This window comes from Ferruginibacter sp., from assembly GCF_014377975.1.
In the GTDB taxonomy this organism is placed as follows: Bacteria; Bacteroidota; Bacteroidia; order Chitinophagales; family Chitinophagaceae; genus Ferruginibacter.
The window spans coordinates 23953-44434 of sequence record NZ_JACMOO010000435.1; the positions used below are offsets into that span (position 1 = coordinate 23953).

Genomic DNA, 20482 nt, shown 5'->3' on the forward strand with positions numbered 1-20482 from the left:
TATTTATGTTAAAAACATAACCAGTACCTTAAAATCTGTCTTTTAACAAACACGGAACATCGTAATCGTATTATTATAAATAAATTTATGCAGATAGTATTAATAACAGGCGGTACAGGAATGATCGGCAAGGAACTTACAAACCAATTGCTGCAGAAAGGTTACCAGGTGATTGTATTAACCAGGCAACTGCCTGAGAATAATTCAATATTGCCGAATATCAGTTATGCTCTTTGGGATGTAAAAAATAAAACCATTGATATTGGGGCGGTACAAAAAGCAGATCATATAATACACCTGGCCGGTGCAGGGGTAGTAGATAAAAAATGGACCGAAGCATACAAAAAAGAAATTCAGGATAGCCGTACTGAAAGCAGTAAATTAATAGTAACCGCATTAAAAAATAATACCAACAAAGTAAAAACCGTGGTAAGCGCTTCTGCCATTGGATGGTATGGAGCAGATATAACACCAGGTGCAAATCCTTTTGTAGAAACAGATGATGCATCGGATGATTTTTTGGGCAAAACATGCAAGTTGTGGGAACAAAGTATTACCCCGGTTGAGGCTATGCAAATAAGATTGGTAAAACTGCGTACAGGCATTGTGCTAAGTAACAGCGGCGGCGCTTTGGCGGAATTTAAAAAACCAGTAAAACTAGGTATAGCGGGCATTTTGGGCGATGGCAAACAAATGGTGAGCTGGATACATATTGATGACCTTTGCAGGATGTACATTGCTGCGATTGAAAATGAAAACTTATCCGGTGTTTACAATGCTGTAGCACCAATGCCTGTTAGCAACAAAAAACTTACCATTGAACTGGCAAAACAAATGAATGGCCAGTTTTTTATACCGGTTCATGTACCGGTTTTTGTTTTAAAAATAATGATGGGTACCCGGAGTATTGAAATATTAAAAAGTAACACGGTAAGCTGTGCAAAAATTCAACAAACCGGCTTTGCTTTTTTATATCCTGAAATTGAAATTGCACTGAAGCAATTGTGCAGTAAATAATTTTACACAAAGTGAAACAGAACTATAAGTCTGTTTTTACAATACGGTTAAAACTCCACCAGCAAAATAACAACAGGTAGGCAACACACAAAGTCATCACCACACTGGTATAATCGGTTGGCATCACTCCTCTTGCAAGACTCTTTAACGGATTATCAGGAAAAGTTAGCAGGCCATCGGCAGCATTCATTGGCAGGTAATCGCCCATGCTGCCCAGGTCAATCGTGTTATCTCTTCTTAATTTAATGCTCCAAACATCCAGCAATTGTGAAATAAAATTTTCAAATCCCATGTAAATGAAAAAGATACCTGTTGCAAAACCTGTGCGCCGGATAAGTACACTAAAGAGCAATGCTACCATGTTATAGGTAAGCGCTTTTAAAAAGAAAAAACCGGTATGAGAAAAGCCTTCCATCGAAAAGGATGTACCGGAGGCCCAGCCAAACCCCAGGGCAGTTATAATTACCAGGATGGTACTTACTACTGCAGCAATTAATGCCATTACCATTTTTACTTCTATAAATTGTTTACGGCTCCAGCCATCAATAATATTTTGGCGGTGGGTACGGTAAGTAAATTCGTTTGTAACCAGCATAATGATCAGTAAAGCGGGCAGCAATAGTATCCAGCCGGCAGCATAGCTGGTAGTTTGCCAGGTTTTATCAAAATCATAAGGCGAAAAATTACCTATTAATTTTGCAGCTTTTACCTGACTGAACATATTTTTATTTACGCTGTAAATAACATAATTAATGGCCACTACACCCAAGGCAAAAAAGCTGCTTAAAATAATAAAGGCGTTGTAGTTTTTAATTTTAAGCCATTCTATCTTTAATAATTTTATCATAAAAAAGAGAATTTTATCAGTTGGTCAGTTCAAAAAATTTAGATTCAAGACTTTTCTTTTTCAGTTGCATATAATTCAGCACAACCCCATTTTTAAAACAAAAACGGTTTATATTTTCCAGGTTGGTAGTACCTGCCGGGTAAAATAACTGCACAAGATTATCCTGTTCCCTGATACTGCTATAGCCAGTTAATTGTTTAAGAACAGCTTTTAGTTTTTCCAAATCCGGTGCTCCCAGTTCAACAATATCATCATTGGCTAATATTTCATTTACATTACCAGTTGCTACCAGCTTTCCTTTTTTTAAAATGGCAACATGGGTACACACTTTTTCAACTTCATCCAATAAATGGCTTGCCATAATAATGGTTTTGCCCTGCTGGTGCAATTGTTTTATCAGTTGCCGTATTTCTGCAATCCCAACCGGATCAAGCCCGTTGGTAGGTTCATCCAAAATCAAAACATCCGGGTCGCCCAGCAAGCAAGACGCAATGGCGAGACGCTGTTTCATACCCAGAGAATAGGTACTGAATTTAGAATTTTTTCTTTCGGTGAGGTTTACCATTTCCAGTACTTTATCAATATCCTTGTCACCTCTTTCTTTGATAGCGGCGGTAATTTTTAAGTTTCGCACTGCGGATAAGTAATGGTAAAAATTAGGCGTTTCTAAAAAAGTACCAATCTTTCTGCGGCTGTTTTCATCCGGCACTTCATCAAATAAGGTATAGCTGCCGGAAGTAGCTTTTAAAATATCCATGATAATGCCAAGCATGGTAGTTTTTCCGCTGCCATTTGGCCCCAGTATACCAAATACCGATCCTTTGGGAACACTGAATGTTACGCTATTGAGTGCTTGCACAGATCCGTAATTTTTACAGAGGTTTTCAACAGAAACAATTGACATAAGCGCTTTATAATTTAGGATTTGAAGATAAGTGATTTTATAACGGCTGGCTGTAGCAATTGGGATAAGTGGCAGTTACGACTGGTGCTGCTGATGCCAGATGCTGGTAAAATTTCCAATAACAGCAATGCCATTTCTGTTATAAGAAAGCCTTGACAATTGCAGGTTATCAATATCTTCCTGCTGCACTTTTCTGCTAAAAGGATTTATCGTTCCTCCAGGCGCAAGTGGCGCAGCTACCGGACTGTATTGATATTCCGGATCAACAATAGTTCCTCTTGGATACATGATGCCAGGCACTCCTTTACCACGTATATCCAGCACTTCGGGATGTTCCAGGCCAATGGTATGGCCATATTCATGCGCTGCTGTGGTTGAATTATTCAGCAGGTTATCTACTTTAAAATAGCCGGTATTGCTGCCCACACCATCTACAAAGGAAATATTTCCCTGGGCAAATTCTTCCAGCCGGAAATAATTATTACGTGGATTGGCATTTTCAAAAATCATTTCCGGGGTAAGCGATCTTGCCCAAATACCTTCAATATCGAATACTACATTGCATGCCACATTTTTAATGATCACTTTTCCTTTGGCTTCATTCCAGTGATCGGCAATATCTCTTGCTATAGCAATACTGAATGCATCGCTGGCGGCATCTCCGTAAAAAAAAAGTACAGAATGGATACAGAGCTGGTGAATATTTATCTTTAATGCTGCTTCTCCCATGATTATAAAAATGACTGTAAACACTTACGGACAAGATAATTCAAAAAAAATTGTTACCTGTGGCAAAGGTGATTAAATATACCTGGATTGATGCAGGTAAACTTAGTCTCCACAGCGTAATAATTGCAGAATATTCATGGATGTTGAAAATTAATTTTATAAATTGAGTAAATTTATTTTATGAGCCAATTTTATGTAGATCCCAATATAGCAAAAGCCAGTACGATTTCAACAGATGTTTATACCAGTAAAGCCATTTTTGAAGCAGCTAAAGAGAAAATATTTGCGTCCTCCTGGCAATTTATTGGCAGCAGGGAAATAGTAAAATTCAACGGTGATGTACAACCTTTTACCTTGTTGGAAAATTATATGAACGAGCCGTTGATGCTTACTAAAGATACGGCAGGTGAAGTGCATTGCCTAAGCAACGTATGTACCCACCGCGGCAATTTAATTTCATACAAACAATGCAGCAAAGCAACTAACTTACGATGCAAATACCATGGCCGTTTATTTGAGTTATCCGGAAAATTTATTTCGATGCCAGAATTTAAAGAGGTAGAAAATTTTCCCTGCGAAGCAGATAATTTACCCGTATTGCCTTTGTTTAACTGGGGCAATTTATTATTTACCAGCCTGCATAAAAAAGACGAGGCACCTATTTATTTAAGTGAGATGATGGAACGCCTGCACTGGTTGCCCTTAGATGAATTTGTGTACCGAGGAGACCTCAGTAAAACTTTTGATATTGATGCCAGCTGGGCTTTGTACTGCGAAAATTACCTCGAAGGTTTTCACATACCTTTTGTACACGCTTCATTAAATTCCGCATTAAGTTTTGGAGATTACACAACAGAGCTGTACGCTAAAGCCAGCCTGCAATTGGGCGTAAGTAAAGATGCCGCCAATTGTTTTGATTTACCCAAAACTTCTATTGATTACGGGACCAATGTGGCAGCATATTATTTTTGGGTTTATCCAAATATGATGTTCAATTTTTATCCCTGGGGATTGTCGGTGAATATTGTAAGCCCTGTTGCGGTAAACAAAACAAAGGTTGAGTTTTTAACTTTTATGTGGAAGGAAGAAAAGTACGATAAAGGTGCGGGCAGCGATTTGGATAAGGTTGAAATGGAAGATGAAGAAATAGTACACAGCGTACAAAAGGGCATCGTATCAAGATTTTATCAGCATGGCCGGTATTCTGTAACAAGAGAAACCGGCACACATCATTTTCACCGTTTGCTGGCAGAGAGTTTGAATCATTGATTCGATGGCGCAAATAAATAGGTTTTATTTTATCACTCAACGCCAGTTAGTATGCAGGTTAAGGGAAAGAATATTTTTCTTACCTTCACCCAAAAATGTACAATGATGATACCCAAAAAAAAATTGAGAATATCATTCAAGGAAGCGTCATCAATGGGATTAAAGATCATTGCACAACAATCCGCAATTTCCTTTGCGCAAGCTTTAGCACAAGTACAACGGTTAAAAGAAACTTCGAAAGTAACGCACTCATTAAAAAAGAACAGGAATTAATTTTAAGGGCATATGCCACCGACCATCAGCTTTGGATCAATTAATTGCCAAAACATTATCTCGCCAGAGGTGGAGAATCAAAAGTTTATTTAGATGATAAAAACACACATGTTGTAAAAGTAAACGATGCCGTGTATTATGCAACATAGCTTGAATATTTTAATAGTCTCTTATTGCACAACCTTATTTTTAGTGATACAGCCTATATCTTATTGGGGTTTATTGAGGTACTCACTGATCTGTATGCAGTTGTCTGGCAGCCCTTCATCATTGCTGATGGGCAGGCAGAACTGGAAGATATTCGGGATTTTTTGGAATTTAACGGATTTCAAAATACCAGGCGGCAGGCCTATTTAAATAAAGAATTTGGACTTATTCTGGAAGACATACATGATGAAAATGTTATTGTTAAAAACGAAAAGTTATTTTTTATTGATACTGTTTTTATATAGTTAAGCCAGAAGCGATTTAAGAAAAATAGAATTTTCGGTAAATAAATTATTCAGAATATACAGAAAGTAATCGTATAAAGATTTAACAAACATAGCCGTTTCTCTGTTTTACGAGAACAGGGTACGCCCTTTTTCATCGTTTGCTGGCAGAGAGTTTGAATCATTGATTCGATGCATTTAATAAATATTCAGCCAATTTCTTTTTTAGGATAGGCGTATTTTTTCTTTTGAATTTATCGTAAAAAAGAAAGGCACACGAAGATTTTACATACCCGATACAACCGGAAATTTTCCTGTTTTCCCAAATTATTTTGTCGTTTCTCCTTAACCAAATTGAGATATAATTTTCTTTACATTTGGCATTAATAATTTTGCTGCTTAAAATATTTCATATTGAAACAAACAACAAAAGCACTTGACAAAATTTCGGCAGCAGGCCTCTTAATTTCAATAGGTATTGTATTTGGTGATATTGGCACTTCACCCCTGTATACCTATAATGCGATTCTGGAGAAATATCCGGTGGATAAAACACTTGCATTTGGTGCCGTGTCTGCTATTTTCTGGACCCTGATTTTTCAAACCACTATCAAATATATTATCATCACCCTAAGAGCCGACAATGATGGGGAGGGTGGTATATTTTCGCTGTATGCCTTAATAAAAAAATACAGTAAATACCTGGTGATACCAGCCATTTTGGGCGCAAGCTTCTTATTGGCCGACAGCATCATCACACCGCCTATTTCAGTAACATCGGCCATTGAAGGATTGAAAATGATTTACCCTGATATTCCTGTAATTCCCATTGTGCTGGCCATACTTGTTTTTCTTTTCCTTATTCAAAGGGCGGGTACTTCATTGATCGGAAAAATATTCGGCCCCATTATGCTGGTTTGGTTTACCATGATCGGCATATTGGGCATCAGCAGTATATGGCAAAACCCAGCCATTTTTAAAGCGCTCAATCCGGTGTATGCATACAATATGATTGCGCACTATCCGAGAGGTTTTTATTTATTGGGAGGCGTTTTTCTTTGTACAACGGGTGCCGAAGCACTGTACAGTGATATGGGTCATTGCGGCCGAAATAATATCCGCATCAGTTGGTTCTACATCCAGATTTGCCTGGTGCTTTGCTATTTGGGTCAGGCCCAGTACCTGATGCAGCATATTGGTGAATCTGGTAACACACTTAACCCTTTTTTCGGATTGGTACACAAATGGTTTTTATTGCCTGCCATCATCATAGCCACGATGGCAACCATTATTGCCAGCCAGGCTTTACTTAGCGGAACTTTTACGCTGATCACGGAAGCTATCCGGCTAAACCTGTGGCCGAAAATGAGGATTGTTTATCCTAACAACATGCGGGGACAAATGTATATCCCTGGTATGAACTGGCTGCTATTGGTGGCTTGTTGTACCGCAGTAGTCGGATTCCGCACTTCGGATAATATGACCGCTGCCTTTGGTTTATCCGTTACCATTACCATGCTGATGACTACATTTTTGATCACTGCTTATCTCTATATCAAAAGGGTAAACAGAATATTGGTATTCCTGATGTTTGTGGTTTACCTGTGTATTGAAGGGTCTTTTCTTTTCGCCAATCTGCAAAAATTTGCGCATGGCGGATGGGTTACACTAATGCTTGGACTTATTTATGCCTTTATTATGTACGTTTGGTACAGGGTAACGCATATTAAAACAAGCGCCAATAATTTTGTTGATACCGCTTCCGTATTGCCGCAACTGAAACAATTGAGTAATGATGACAGCGTTCCATTTTTTGCGGGTAACCTTGTTTACCTTACCGCCAGTAACGGCTCAGGGCAAATTGAAAACAAAATAGCCTATTCCATATTTGACCACCAACCCAAACGTGCCAGTCTATATTGGTTTGTACATGTAGAAGTACAAGACGAGCCTTTTACCACTGCATATGAATACACGATTGTGGCACCCCAGGATATAATATATGTAAAGCTGAAACTGGGTTTTAGGGTAGCGCCGAAAATACAGGTTTATTTGCAAAAGATCATCAGCGAAATGGCAGACCGGAAAGAAATTGAGGTGGCGCCCAAATACGCTTTTTCAGAAATATCCAAAAAAACCGGGGATGCAAAGTTTGTCATAATTCAGAATTTTTTAAGTAATCAAAACGATTTAAGTGTAGGCGATACGCTGGTATTGAATGTATATTTTCTCGTCAGCCACTTTAGCTTAAGTCCGGAACAGGAGTTTAGTATTGACGACAGTGATGTGATTTTGGAAAAATATCCACTGCTGCTTTCTGCGCCTAAAGAGATTGCCTTAACCAGGTTAAACTAAGGCCAGGAACGCAAAGATGCAGAAAAGTATTCTGGCTTGCAAGGGCTTACACAAAGGAGAAATGGAAGATGAAGCAATGGTACGCAATGTTTGGTAAGGCATCGTATCAAGCTTTTATCAACACAGCATTATTCTGTTACAAGAGAACAAGGCACGCATTATTTTCATCGTTTGCCGGCAGCAAGTTTAAATCGTTGAAAAGATGGCGCAAATAAATAGGTTTTATTTTATAACTCAACACCCCAGTATGCTTTCGCTGCGACATCTCTCAATGGGATTAAGCAGAACCGGGAACATTGTATCTATCTGGATTACGCTTTGCTTTTATTTGAAATATACTCGTCTTCCGGGCAATGTCACTCAACGGGCTAAAGCATTGCCGAAGACCTTGCTACGCAGTGTTCAAGGCATTTACAGGCAACTTCTGCATTGTACATTATTTCAATCGATTTACATATAAGTCTTCCCCATTACGAATGTTTTTCATAATCAGTTGATCTGTCTTATTATTAAATCTTATAACGAATGTGCTATCCTCTGAATCAACTAAATTCTCCTCTTTGCTAAGTTTTAAACGACTGGTATCAGCTCCATAGGGGTGGTAAGAATATATACTATCATTGGCTTTAAGAATTTGAGCAGTATCAAACTTTAATCTTATGGTATTATACACAACCCATGTTCCTGCGTATTTAAATCCATTTGGTTTTTGTTTATGTATATTACAGGAGTAACAAAAAGTAATGATAAAAAACAAAAAATAAGATCTAGATATTTTATTCATTTTGCATTTTTAAGAATTTTAATTCCTCAACGGCTTACCACTTTTCAAAATACTCTGTATTCTTTCCAATGTTTTCTTCTCGCCGGTAAGGCTTAAAAATGCTTCTCTTTCCAGGTCTAATAAATATTGTTCGCTTACTAAGGTGGGTTCGCTTAAATCGCCGCCACACATTACGTACGCTAATTTTTTTGCTACCGTAACATCATGTGCCGTGGCATAATTTGCTTTGTTCATTCCGTTGATACCTGCCAGCAGGGTGCCCAATGCAGCCCTGCCCATCACTTTAATATCCGTACGCTGTACAGGCATAATATAACCATCATTGTACAGCTCAATAACGGCTTGTTTCGCTTCTGTAATCCTTTTTCGGCGGTTGATGCTTACCTGGTCACGGCCCTTGCGGTAAATACCCATCTCAAAAGCTTCCGCTGCAGAGGTTGCAACCTTAGCGGTAGCAATGGTGAGGAAACGATTTTGTATGGTAAGAATATCTACTTCGCCTTCCTGTGTTTCGTCTGCCGCCCTTAACACAAACTCTTTTGTACCGCCACCGCCGGGTATTACACCAATACCTACTTCCACCAAACCGGTATAGGTTTCAGCAGCAGCAATTACTTTATCGGCATGCAAACAAATTTCGCATCCACCACCCAATGCCAAACCATGCGGTGCCAGTACTACCGGGATGGCTGAGTAACGCACCCGCATCATCGTGTTTTGAAATATCCTGATGGCCATATCTATTTCATCATAATCCTGTTCAATGGCCAGCATAAAAATCATTCCTATGTTTGCGCCTGCACTAAAGTTTGTGCCGTCATTTGCAATTACGAGACCTTTATATTTTTCTTCTGCCAACGCAATTGATTTCTGAATGCCTTCCAGCACTTCGCCACCGATGCTACCCATTTTTGTATACCATTCCAGGCCCAATACATCATCCCCCAAATGATAAGTACGACAGGCACTGTTTTTCCAGATGGTTTGGTTGGCAAAGTTTTTCATTACAATAAATGCCTCCCCAACTCCGCCAACGGAAGGGCTTTGGTAACCTCCCGTTGTTAGGGAATAATATAAACGCTGACCATTTTCTACTTTGTAAAACGTTGTTATACCTTTCGCAATCATCTCTTCTACCCAAGGTGCTACCTTAAATCCGGCTGCCTTCATGGCTTCCATTGTTTTGGCTACACCCAGCGCATCCCAGCTTTCGAAAGCGCCAATCTCCCAGCCAAAACCCGCCATCATGCCATCATCTATGCGGTACAGTTCATCACTTATTTCCGGAATACGGTGAGAAATATAGGCAAATAAATTATAGTGAAACAGCCGGTAAAATTCTCCCGCTTTATCTGTGCCTGAACACAATGCTTTTAACCTTATTTTTAAATCATCAATGGGTTTGGCGGTTTCTATCGTTGCAAATCTTGGTTTGGTTCTTGGCTCATATTGCAGCGTTGAAAGATTCAGCACCTGGATTTCTTTTTCTCCTTTTGGCGAAGCAGGCATCTTCTTAAAGAAGCCCTGACCTGTTTTATCGCCCAGCCATTTATTTTCTACCATTTTATTTAACCATGCAGGAATTACAAATTGTTCCTTTGCTTCATCATCAGGGCAATTTTCATACACACCATTGGCCACTTTTACCAGCGTATCAATACCTACTACATCTGCCGTGCGAAAGGTAGCTGATTTTGGCCGGCCAATAATTGGCCCCGTCAGTGTATCAATTTCATCAACCGATAACTGCAATTTCTCCATCGTATTCATAATGGCCATTATTCCGAACACCCCGACACGATTGGCTATAAACGCCGGGGTGTCTTTACACAGCACGGTTGTTTTCCCCAATTGCAGACTACCATATTGCATTAAAAAATCAACTACCGCAGCATCGGTAAACGGAGTGGGAATAATTTCAAGCAATCTTAAATACCTGGGCGGATTAAAAAAATGTGTTCCACAAAAATACTTTTTAAAGTCATCGCTTCTTCCTTCGGCCATCAGGTGAATGGGAATGCCGGATGTATTGGAAGTAATTAACGTGCCGGCTTTACGAAATTTCTCTACTTCTGCAAAAATAGATTGTTTGACATCCAGCCTTTCAACCACTACCTCAATTACCCAGTCGCAACCGGCAATGTCTTTCATGTTATCTGTGAAATTGCCGGTGCTGATTTTCTTCAAGGCATCTTTTGTATAAACCGGCGAAGGGTTTGATTTTAAGGCTGCAGCAAGCGCATCATTAACAATCCTGTTTTTTACGGACGAATTATCTAAGTTCAAATTCTTTGCCTTCTCTGCATCGTTTAATTCCTTAGGCGCAATATCCAGTAACAATACCTTTAAACCCACGCCTGCAAAATGACAGGCAATCCGGCTACCCATTACACCACTGCCTAGAACCGCTACTTTTTTGATGATTCTTTTCATACGTATTTTTTTGACCTTTAGAGATTGCCGAAATTAGTTAGTTAAACAACTATTTTATACTTCGAAGGTAGGATTTTTAAATTATGGGAGAAATAATAAATGGGCGCAGGGAAACTGCTGCAATTTTAAAAAAGATTGAAAGTTTTACAATACACAATACTGCCAAACAGAAATAAATAATCACCTTTTATAATCAGTGATATAGCACAATTTTTACCTGCTGATCATTGTCAAGCGTGCGTTTAAAAATATTGCTTACAAAACTATACCGGTCATTTTCTGCCCAAATAAGAATGGGGTAATTGGGAAAGAATTTTTTAAGCAACGGGTATTGAAAATAATATCCTGACAAGGCACTTGCGGGATACATTTTCAGATTCAAAGCAATGGTATCAATTGCCTGGACAATCTCTTTTTCTGTATGCAGGTAAGGATTAAAAAAGGGCGTGTAATAACTGGTAAAAAATCCGCTGTCGCAGAAAGAATGCAGGTATTGCGGCGAAGATGACTCCACAATTACTTTATTTTGAAGCTGGTAACGCTGGCGCAAAAAGGAAATATATGCCCCGGACTTTTTTTCATTGGCAATAGAAAGATTTTTAAAATCAAGCCAGATAGAAGCCGTTAATTTACGGGTAGCATAAACGTTTAAAATATCTTCGATAAAAGGGCGGGTTGTTTCTGTAGAATCATGATAAACCTGCAATAAATTTTTGACAGTATCAAAATATACATCCATTTCCAACCCTGCGGCATCCGCCGCAATTTGATCCATTTTTTGAACTGTATTTACAGCCTTGATCCATTTTTTTTTGCTAATGATAAGCGGGTTATCACAAAGCTTTAAATATTGGGGAGAACGGTTGTCGGTAAATGATTTCGGAATTAAAACCCTGCTCATGCCTTTATGTAAAATAATATCCGCGGCCAGGCATAACAGCAATATGAGCAGCGACAGTGTATATTTGTTGAGTATAAAACTATTTTTCTTCATTTAAATAAGTCCATCGTTTGTTTACTTTAAAAACCGCTGTTGTAAAAGAAAAAACGGCATGGCTATTTCTTTCAAAGCTACTTATTTTACTAAGCGCTTTAAAATGTGTTTTCTTTTTTTATAACTATCGTGTTGCCAACGGATGGTCTGTAACGGGTGTAGCAAATGTATTTCAACTCATTAAATGGTCGCTTTTTTATGATGTGGCTTGTATTACACTGCTTCATCTTCCCTTATTTATTTTCTTTTTATTGCCACGAAAGTTAATACAAAAAAAAATAATCCGGGTTACAATAATTATCTTTTACAGCCTCGCAAATACCCTTTTACTTTTACTGAATACGGTAGATATTTTTTACTTCCGGTTTCACCTGCAAAGAGCCGATGCCGACCTGCTGTATGTTTTGCGAAATCCCTTTGCCAATGGCACTTTCCATGTGATACTTCTTGTATTGGCAATTATCTTTTATTGTGTGTTTATAGCCCGGTTTATTTACACCAGTTTAATAAAAATGTTAACGCAGCAAGCCACTGGCGTTCATTTTGTATGGACTACTATTTTACTTTTTATTTTATCAGGCTTATATTTTTTAAGTGGACAAAAAAAAATAGTACCTACTTATCCATTGACCCAACTGGAAGCGGTACAATTACCACTGGCTCAAAATTCTTTTCATACTTTTCTCTACTCTGTATATCGTAAAAATGAAACCGCGTTACCTGCGGCAGATTATATGACAACAGCACAAATGGAATCATTATTTTCTATTCATAAAAAAAATAATCCGGTTACTGGTACTAAAAAAAATATTGTGCTATTTATTATGGAAAGCGTGCCCTACGATTTTTTTGACAGCAGCAGCCGGTATAAAGTAAGCATGCCATTTGTTGACAGCCTGATAAATAAAAGTACTTTTTTCAGCAACGCTTTCAGTTTTTCTTACAATTCAAACAAAGGGATTACGGCCCTGCTTGCAGGCTTGCCTACCCTAACTGATATTCCATTGTACCACTCCAGTTATACGGCTATCAACCGAAGTCTTATCGGGAAATTACTGGCAAAAAATAATTACAGCTCCTCATTTTTTATTGGTGATAATTATGACGACATGGGGTTTGCGCAATGCTGCAAGTGGCTGGGTATACAACACTATTATTGTATGCAGGATATACCCGGTTACCGGCAAATGGAAAAACACAGCATGGGCTTACATGATGAATATGTGTTATCGTTTATGCAAAATAAACTGGCCGCAAAGCAACAACCATTTTTTGCAGTGCAGTATAATATTTCCACCCATTATCCCAACGATTTACCTAAATTATTTATTGACAAATATCCACTACAGAATACCACACCGCCCATGAAGACCATGCAATACTATAATGATTGCCTGCAACAATTTTTTAAAGACGCTGCTACAAAAGACTGGTACAAAAACACCGTATTTATTTTTTGCTCCGATCATTGGGCCGACCCGGATATTAAAAATTTCAGAATAGATGAGACCGGCGGCTTTAGAATTCCCCTGTTTATTTATGACCCTGCAAACGAAAAGAAAAAAATAGTCACTACTCCTGTCAGCCAGTTGGATGTATTCAACACCATCCTGCACTTTGGCAGCAAAGCAGATAGTATTATAAGTTATGGCAGCAACCTCGCTGACACCACTTTGCAAAAAGACAGAACCATTTTTACAAGAATGAACAGCGCCGTGTATGAAGCCATCAACAATGAATACGTGCTGGGCTTTAACGCCGTGGAAGGCAAGCCGATGTACTGTTTTGATTATTTAAAAGATCCACAGAAGAAAAATAACCTGTTGCATGAAGTCATTTATTCAACCAAAATTGACAGCATGATTTTACAGATGAAGGCCTTTTTGCAAACTGCATCTAACCATTACCGTAATAATCATGCTGCCAATGAATGATATCAGTTTATTTTTGTGAAGCCTCCCTTTTATTGATGCCAGAAGATAAAAAAAGTACAAGTGAGTGACACAACAATGTCGCCATGAAAAACAAATGCACATCAAAAAAAATATTTTTTATTAACTCACCCCGCTGCCATTTTTTACAGCTTCGTCAGGGTTTACAAATTTTAATTTTCCATCGGCATCTTCCGCCATTAATATCATGCCATTGCTTTCTATTCCCCTCATTTTTCGTGGAGCCAGATTGGTTACCACAGTAACCTGTTTGCCTACAATAGCAGCAGGTTCAAAATGCAGGGCAATGCCACTAACAATGGTTCTTGTTTCAAAGCCAAGATCTACTTCCAGTTTTAATAATTTGTCTGCCTTAGCAACTTTTTCTGCAGCAACGATGGTTCCTACTTTTAAATCAATTTTTACAAAATCTTCGAACCCAATTTCGGGCTTCACCTCCCGGCCCTCCGCAGGAGCGTTCTGTGAGGTAGTATTATTTTGAGTATCCTGCGTAACAGGTAAAATATTTAACGCCACTCCTTCGGAGAGGTTTGAGGAAGCTGTATCCATTTTTATTTTCTCGCTTTTAGTTTTCAATTTTTCTACCTGTTCTGCTACCTCTGTATCGTCTATTTTTCTGAACAATAATTGTGGTTCCCGTAACGAATAGCCCACACTTAATAAATTGGGTTTGCCGGCATTTTCCCAGTCTAGTATTTTATTTACCACCTTCATCATGTAACACATTTTTTTTGCTGCGTGGGGTAAAAACGGATTGATATAAACAGCCAGGTTAGCCGTTAATTGTAAACAAATATGTAAACAGTTATCAATTAATTGTTGCGCTTCAGGATTTGCTTCCAGACTTTTAGCCACAATCCACGGTTGTTTTTCCTGCATGTATTTATTGCCTTTTCTTGCCAGGTCAATCACTTCATATTGTGCATCTCTAAACTTATAACTTTCAATTAAACCGGCAATAGAAGCTTTTGCATTGAAGATATCAGACAGTAAAGCTTTATCAATATCATCAATAATTGCCGGATGCAAGGGTGGTACTTTTCCTTTGCACAATTTATGCATCAACACAAAAGCCCGGTTTACAAAATTACCAAACACATCCACCAATTCGCCTTTTACCGAGTCCTGAAAACCTTTCCAGGTAAACTCACTGTCTTTGGTTTCAGGTGCAATGGCGTATAAATAATAACGCAGTGCATCCACCATCTGGTCGCCCCCATTTTCTTTCTTTACAAAATCATTGATGTAATCTTCCATCTCAATACTCCATCCCCTGCTGGTGCTCATCTTATCCCCTTCCAAGTTCATAAATTCATTGCTAGGTACATTATCCGGTAAAATATTACCATGCAGTTTCAACATTACCGGAAATATGATGGCATGAAATACAATATTGTCTTTACCTATAAAATGAATCAGCTTGGTATCGTCATTGTACCAATAAGGTTTCCAGTCTTTATTATTATCAATGGCCCATTGTTTGGTGGCGCTGATATAACCAATGGGTGCATCGAACCAAACGTACAATACTTTGCCTTCGCCACCTTCCACCTCATTCGGCAATTTTATACCCCAATCCAAATCTCTGGTAACAGCCCTTGGTTGTAAACCTGCATCCAGCCAGCTTTTACATTGTCCTAACACATTGGCTTTCCAATCGTCTTTATGCTCTTCCAATATCCATTTCCGTAAAAATTCCTCGTGCCTATTTAAAGGCAGGTACCAATGTTGGGTTAACTTTTTTATGGGCGTGTTGCCACTCAAAGTGCTCTTCGGATTAATCAGTTCTTCCGGACTTAATGTTGATCCACACTTTTCACATTGATCTCCAAAAGCATTTTCATTGCCGCATACCGGGCAGGTTCCTTTAATATACCGGTCGGCCAAAAAAGTACTTGAAGCCTCATCAAAATACTGTTCCGTTTCCTTAATTTCCAGGTCACCGTTGTCATTCAGCATCGTAAAAAACTCCCGGGCAGTTTCATGATGAATGGGTGCAGAAGTGCGGTGATAAATATCAAAAGAAATACCCAGATCGGCCATATTGCTTTTTAACATGGCATGGTATTTATCTACAATTTCACGCGGCGTAGTATTTTCCTTCATCGCCTGTATGGTAATAGCAGCACCATGTTCATCGCTGCCGCATACATACACCACGTCTTTTTTTTGTGCCCGCAGGTAACGTACATAAATATCTGCCGGCAAATAAGCTCCGGCCAAATGTCCGATGTGTTTGGGACCATTGGCATAAGGCAAGGCAGAAGTAATTAAATATCTTTTTGGATCTGTCATACTATTTTTTTGTACCCGGCTTTTTTACTGCTATGTGCATTGGTGGCGTCGCACTCTTCTACATATTATTTCTAATGAACGCCCTCAAACCGTAACAGTGTACAGGTAAATAATCTACTTAACTTTTTAAAATACCTAACCCTGTAACTATTTTAAAGAAAGCGCTGCAAATTTACCTAAAGCAAGTACAATACCCAAACAAACAATAAAGTCTACGCTTATGGTGTAGACTTTATAAATATTCCAACAGAAAAATTATTTTATTAGTTAATTTTTAAAATTGTCTTAATAACGTAGGATTGCGCATTTCAAGAAAAGTCTCCTTAAAAACATTAAAAAACTAACTGTCTTGCTTCATCTATCTGGTGAAGATTATTAATAGATTTTACTGCAGCTCAGCAATAGCTCTCACAATCAATGAACCGTTGGCAGCTTTTAATGCAATGACATTGCCTTTAGCCAAGTCCACCATGCCTTTGTACAGCTCGGTTTTACCGTTGTCTTTTACTTCCATCATTAGCTGAAATTTATCACCTGCTTTGGTTTTTGTATCAAGGAAAAAGTTATCAGTTGGTGTAGCTTCTGCGTAGTTTGTTGCAGTATCTTTTGTAGCTGATTGCCATCCTTGCATCATTGCAGGTGTAAAATTTTTCGTTTCAATTTCGCCTTCAAATAATGCATGACGCTTGTCTGCTTCGCCAGAACTTACCTCGATTGTTTTGGCTGGCACAAAAATATTATCAATAAAATTTCCTGCTGTATCGGCAGTCCAGATGGCGATAACCGGGGTAATCACTTCCGCATTTTTTTGAATAATCAACTGTATCACTTTTCCTTGTTTGTCTTTATTGGTAACAATCTCATTAAAAGAGGTTTTCTCAACCCGGCCACCTTTTCTGCCGCCACCGCCACGGGTAAGGTCTTCACCAAAATGTTGTATTTGCGCAAAAGGGGGCAGGCTAAATCCTGCACCCAGCAAAAAAACAGCCACTACCACTGCCGCTACAAGAAATTCCTTTTTAATCTTACCTTCTTTTCGTTCTTTAGAATATACTTTTAATGAAGGCCAGTTATTTTTAATATGAAAAATAGCAAAGCTGGTGAATACCAATCCCAGTAATACATGGATGGACGTAACAAACTCTGGCTTCAATCCAAAATAAAGTAACAGGCCTGTTGTTGCCAGGAATAAAAAAGCCAGTGCAATACTGAGGCTGATGATATTTTTCTTTTTCATTATTGTTTTTCAATTTACTGCAAACATAGTATTCAATTGTTATGATGTGTTGAAAATGAGATAACAAGGTAAAATGTTGCGACGAAAAAATTGCGCTAATCTTACCTTTTGCAAATTATTACAGCTGTTTCCATTTTTTTTATAAGATTTAATAACACAATGAAAATATTTTTTCGGTAAGTCAATAATTTTATTTTTAATTTTTGAATGGGCGTTTACATTTATAGCACATGTAACTTTTAAGAAATAAATCAGCAATCATTTTTTTTAAGGAACAGGAAATAAACCTGCGAAATATTTCTGAGGATTGTATTATTTTTGAAATTCAAAACGATGAATTAAGATTGTTAAGGCGCTATTAAAATTGCGCTAATCTTTGCTCATTACCAGGTAATTTTGTATTAAAAGAACATCATAAAAATGACTCGGCAATACAAATACTGAAAGAAAGAACCAGCCCGGATAATATTTACAGGCGGTCGTTTTTTGTGTTTAATAAACCTTCCAGATCAAACTGGAAAATCAACGGACTGTTTATAAAAGCTATTGGTGTAAAAGGTAAAATCAAGCTTGATGTTTGAACAGTTTAACAAGATGGATTATGCTGCGTTTATTAATTTTCCGAAAGCAAAACCGTTGCCAGATGTGTTATCAAGTTTATGCAAATGATTTACTATTCATAAAATTTCACCCCTGCTGCTGCATTACTATAATATTTAAAATAAAGCACTGAAAAATATGTAATCGCAGTTAAACCATCTAGAGGTGGGATATGATCTTTTACCGAAAAGTTATCCATGCCGGAGTTGCAAAAATTATAGGAAACAATTTTAGACAATCAAGCCGATAAGAGAAATTCTCAACGCGACATTTTAGACAAGGATATTTTAAAAAGATTGAATGAAACAAAAAAAGGAATGGTGCACAAAACGCACTGGTTATACAAAATTCAATTTGCGTAAAAAACAGAAAGCGTTTTAGGGAGGTATGGGTTTTAAATTATTGCATTCGATAAAACTGAAATGAACTTATGAACCGGAAAAATTTCCTCTCCACCATAGTACCGCTGGCCGCCAGTTTTACCAATATTTCAAAAAGCCTGGAGCCTGATGTACCCGATGCAAAACCCGTTACGCCTGCTTACTTAAAAAAGGGTGATACCATTGCCATTACCTGTCCTGCAGGTTTTATAACCAGTGAAGAAATTGTACCAGCCATAGGTAAACTAACTGATTGGGGGTTTACAGTAAAAGTGGGAACTACTGTTGGTAAAAGAGATTTTACTTTTGGCGGCACAGATGACGAGCGGAGAGATGATTTTCAACAGATGTTGGATGATAAAAAGGTAAAAGCCATTTTATGTGCAAGGGGTGGCTACGGCACTATAAGAATAATTGATGGCCTTGATTTTAAACAGCTGGAACAGCACCCGAAGTGGATTATCGGTTTCAGCGATATTACCGTATTGCATAGCCACCTTAACCACAACTATGGCATCGCTTCCATCCATGCAAAAATGTGTAACAGTTTTCCGGCAGACTGGAACCTGGCAGAAGAGGTACAGAAGCAAAGTATAGAAAGTATTTTTAAATGTCTTAGCGGCGAAAAAATGAAGTACGATTTTGTACCCAACGCAAAAAATAAAACGGGTATTGCAATGGGTACTTTAGTAGGGGGAAATTTAAAAACGTTGGAATCTTTAGCAGGGAGTAACAGTGACCTTGTTACAAAAAATAAAATATTATTTGTAGAAGACACCGGCGAGTATTTGTACAGTATAGATCGCATGTTCTGGAACCTTAAACGAACCGGTAAACTAACTTCGCTGGCAGGATTAATTATCGGCGGCTTTAAAATAAAACCCGATGATGCCGGAGAAGAGTTTGGAAAATCATTGGAAGAAATTGTATTGGAAAAAGTAAAGGAGTATCATTATCCCGTTTGCTTTGATTTTCCGGTGGGGCATCAAAAAAATAATGTTGCTTTAAAGTGCGGGATTAAACATACCCTGCAAGTTCAATCAAACGACTGTAATTTAATAGAGACGATATGATAAAAATTCCACCCTATTTAAAAAAAGGCGACACCATTGGTATCACCTGTCCTGCCGGTTTTATGGCTAAAGAGAAAGCACAAAAATGTACCGATACCTTACAGCAATGGGGCTACCAGGTAATGGCAGGCAAAACGCTGGGCAGCAATTCGCCCAATTACTTTTCAGGTACTGATGAAGAACGCCTGAATGAATTGCAGGCCATGCTGGATGATGACAGCATCCACGCCATTTTGTGTGGCCGCGGTGGCTATGGTGCGGGCAGAATCATTGACCAGCTTGATTTTAAAAAATTTAAACGAAAGCCCAAATGGATCATTGGGTTTAGCGATATTACTGTTTTGCACACCCATGTTTTTACAACCTGTAAAACGGCCAGCATACATGCACCAATGGCCGCCGCATTCAATGATGGTGGTGCTGAAAATGAATATGTGCAATCCTTAAAAAGGATGCTGGCAGGTAAAAAAAATAAATACAGTTGCGCCGCAAATATCCATAATAGCCAAGGAACTGCTACCGGCGAACTGGTGGGTGGAAATCTTTCTTTGCTGGCACATTTAACCGGCACACCGTCTGATATCAACACAAAAAATAAAATTCTTTTTATTGAAGATATCGGGGAATATATTTATAGCATCGACCGTATGCTGTACCAGTTAAAACGCAGTGGTAAATTTGATAATCTGGCCGGTTTAATTATTGGCGGATTCACTGATATAAAAGATACCGACCGTCCCTTTGGGAAAACCATGGATGGAGCCATTTATGCTATTGTAAAAGATTACACCTACCCGATATGTTTTCATTTTCCAGTAAGCCATGGTACAGAAAACTATGCATTAAAAATTGGCGGTGTTTATACGCTGGCAGTAGGTAAAAATAAAATAGTATTGTCAGAGCAATAAA

General features: G+C 38.3%; 14 protein-coding genes and 1 pseudogene. 7 read left to right on the plus strand and 8 right to left on the minus strand.

The features are described from left to right. Nucleotides 1–87: 87 nt before the first annotated feature. A complete protein-coding gene (locus H7254_RS21050) occupies nt 88–1017 on the plus strand; it encodes a TIGR01777 family oxidoreductase (RefSeq protein ID WP_301934847.1) in 930 nt (309 codons plus the stop codon). A 22-nt stretch (nt 1018–1039) separates the two neighbouring features. Here H7254_RS21050 and H7254_RS21055 read toward each other — a convergent pair whose 3' ends face one another. The 3 genes from H7254_RS21055 to H7254_RS21065 all read right to left on the minus strand — a co-directional run bounded on the left by H7254_RS21055 (nt 1040) and on the right by H7254_RS21065 (nt 3497). Continuing rightward, the gene (locus H7254_RS21055) at nt 1040–1864 is read right to left on the minus strand and encodes an ABC transporter permease (protein ID WP_301934848.1); all 825 of its coding nucleotides are present in this window, start codon (nt 1862–1864) and stop codon (nt 1040–1042) included. 16 nt (nt 1865–1880) lie between these two features. After that, nucleotides 1881–2768 (minus strand): ABC transporter ATP-binding protein, encoded by an 888-nt coding sequence (locus H7254_RS21060; protein ID WP_367875471.1) that lies wholly within the window; start codon nt 2766–2768, stop codon nt 1881–1883. Between the two features lie 75 nt (nt 2769–2843). Continuing rightward, on the minus strand, nt 2844–3497 hold the full coding sequence (locus H7254_RS21065; protein WP_301934850.1) for a peptidase M10: 654 nt from the start codon (nt 3495–3497) through the stop codon (nt 2844–2846). A gap of 180 nt (nt 3498–3677) precedes the next feature. Between H7254_RS21065 and H7254_RS21070 the strand changes: the two genes are divergently transcribed. From H7254_RS21070 to H7254_RS21080, 3 genes and pseudogenes are all read left to right on the plus strand, one after another. Next, a complete protein-coding gene (locus H7254_RS21070) occupies nt 3678–4766 on the plus strand; it encodes an aromatic ring-hydroxylating dioxygenase subunit alpha (RefSeq protein WP_301934851.1) in 1089 nt (362 codons plus the stop codon). A 317-nt stretch (nt 4767–5083) separates the two neighbouring features. Next, a pseudogene (locus H7254_RS21075) lies at nt 5084–5491 on the plus strand (hypothetical protein). A gap of 393 nt (nt 5492–5884) precedes the next feature. Beyond that, nucleotides 5885–7825 (plus strand): KUP/HAK/KT family potassium transporter, encoded by a 1941-nt coding sequence (locus H7254_RS21080; protein WP_301934852.1) that lies wholly within the window; start codon nt 5885–5887, stop codon nt 7823–7825. 436 nt (nt 7826–8261) lie between these two features. Here H7254_RS21080 and H7254_RS21085 read toward each other — a convergent pair whose 3' ends face one another. From H7254_RS21085 to H7254_RS21095, 3 genes are all read right to left on the minus strand, one after another. After that, nucleotides 8262–8609 carry a hypothetical protein gene (locus H7254_RS21085; RefSeq protein WP_301934853.1) on the minus strand — a complete coding sequence of 116 codons (348 nt, stop codon included), beginning with the start codon at nt 8607–8609 and terminating at the stop codon, nt 8262–8264. An 18-nt stretch (nt 8610–8627) separates the two neighbouring features. Next, entirely contained in the window at nt 8628–11042 is a 2415-nt protein-coding gene (locus H7254_RS21090) for a 3-hydroxyacyl-CoA dehydrogenase/enoyl-CoA hydratase family protein (protein WP_301934854.1), read from the minus strand. A 193-nt stretch (nt 11043–11235) separates the two neighbouring features. Continuing rightward, nucleotides 11236–12036, minus strand: coding sequence for a hypothetical protein (locus H7254_RS21095; RefSeq protein WP_301934855.1), 801 nt, complete (start codon nt 12034–12036; stop codon nt 11236–11238). A gap of 17 nt (nt 12037–12053) precedes the next feature. On the opposite strand from H7254_RS21095, the gene H7254_RS21100 reads away from it, so the two are divergent. Beyond that, nucleotides 12054–13970, plus strand: a complete 1917-nt coding sequence (locus tag H7254_RS21100; protein WP_301934856.1) for an LTA synthase family protein — start codon at nt 12054–12056, stop codon at nt 13968–13970. A gap of 120 nt (nt 13971–14090) precedes the next feature. On the opposite strand, the gene metG is transcribed toward H7254_RS21100, so the two are convergent. Both metG and H7254_RS21110 read right to left on the minus strand, forming a co-directional pair. After that, nucleotides 14091–16283, minus strand: a complete 2193-nt coding sequence (gene metG / locus H7254_RS21105; protein WP_301934857.1) for a methionine--tRNA ligase — start codon at nt 16281–16283, stop codon at nt 14091–14093. 385 nt (nt 16284–16668) lie between these two features. After that, nucleotides 16669–17520 (minus strand): DUF4405 domain-containing protein, encoded by an 852-nt coding sequence (locus H7254_RS21110; RefSeq protein WP_301934858.1) that lies wholly within the window; start codon nt 17518–17520, stop codon nt 16669–16671. Between the two features lie 1030 nt (nt 17521–18550). Here H7254_RS21110 and H7254_RS21115 point away from each other — a divergent pair. Then, nucleotides 18551–19573 carry an LD-carboxypeptidase gene (locus H7254_RS21115; RefSeq protein ID WP_301934859.1) on the plus strand — a complete coding sequence of 341 codons (1023 nt, stop codon included), beginning with the start codon at nt 18551–18553 and terminating at the stop codon, nt 19571–19573. Further along, the gene (locus tag H7254_RS21120) at nt 19570–20481 is read left to right on the plus strand and encodes an LD-carboxypeptidase (protein WP_301934860.1); all 912 of its coding nucleotides are present in this window, start codon (nt 19570–19572) and stop codon (nt 20479–20481) included. Before H7254_RS21115 ends, H7254_RS21120 begins: the two co-directional genes overlap by 4 nt. Nucleotide 20482: the final 1 nt, after the last annotated feature.

What these genes read in the sequence shown, in the direction of transcription:
- H7254_RS21050 (WP_301934847.1), top strand. Translation starts at nt 88, where the DNA reads ATGCAGATAGTATTAATAACAGGCGGTACAGGAATGATCGGCAAGGAA.
- H7254_RS21055 (WP_301934848.1), bottom strand. Translation starts at nt 1,864, where the DNA reads ATGATAAAATTATTAAAGATAGAATGGCTTAAAATTAAAAACTACAAC.
- H7254_RS21060 (WP_367875471.1), bottom strand. Translation starts at nt 2,768, where the DNA reads ATGTCAATTGTTTCTGTTGAAAACCTCTGTAAAAATTACGGATCTGTG.
- H7254_RS21065 (WP_301934850.1), bottom strand. Translation starts at nt 3,497, where the DNA reads ATGGGAGAAGCAGCATTAAAGATAAATATTCACCAGCTCTGTATCCAT.
- H7254_RS21070 (WP_301934851.1), top strand. Translation starts at nt 3,678, where the DNA reads ATGAGCCAATTTTATGTAGATCCCAATATAGCAAAAGCCAGTACGATT.
- H7254_RS21085 (WP_301934853.1), bottom strand. Translation starts at nt 8,609, where the DNA reads ATGAATAAAATATCTAGATCTTATTTTTTGTTTTTTATCATTACTTTT.
- H7254_RS21090 (WP_301934854.1), bottom strand. Translation starts at nt 11,042, where the DNA reads ATGAAAAGAATCATCAAAAAAGTAGCGGTTCTAGGCAGTGGTGTAATG.
- H7254_RS21095 (WP_301934855.1), bottom strand. Translation starts at nt 12,036, where the DNA reads ATGAAGAAAAATAGTTTTATACTCAACAAATATACACTGTCGCTGCTC.
- metG (WP_301934857.1), bottom strand. Translation starts at nt 16,283, where the DNA reads ATGACAGATCCAAAAAGATATTTAATTACTTCTGCCTTGCCTTATGCC.
- H7254_RS21110 (WP_301934858.1), bottom strand. Translation starts at nt 17,520, where the DNA reads ATGAAAAAGAAAAATATCATCAGCCTCAGTATTGCACTGGCTTTTTTA.
- H7254_RS21115 (WP_301934859.1), top strand. Translation starts at nt 18,551, where the DNA reads ATGAACCGGAAAAATTTCCTCTCCACCATAGTACCGCTGGCCGCCAGT.
- H7254_RS21120 (WP_301934860.1), top strand. Translation starts at nt 19,570, where the DNA reads ATGATAAAAATTCCACCCTATTTAAAAAAAGGCGACACCATTGGTATC.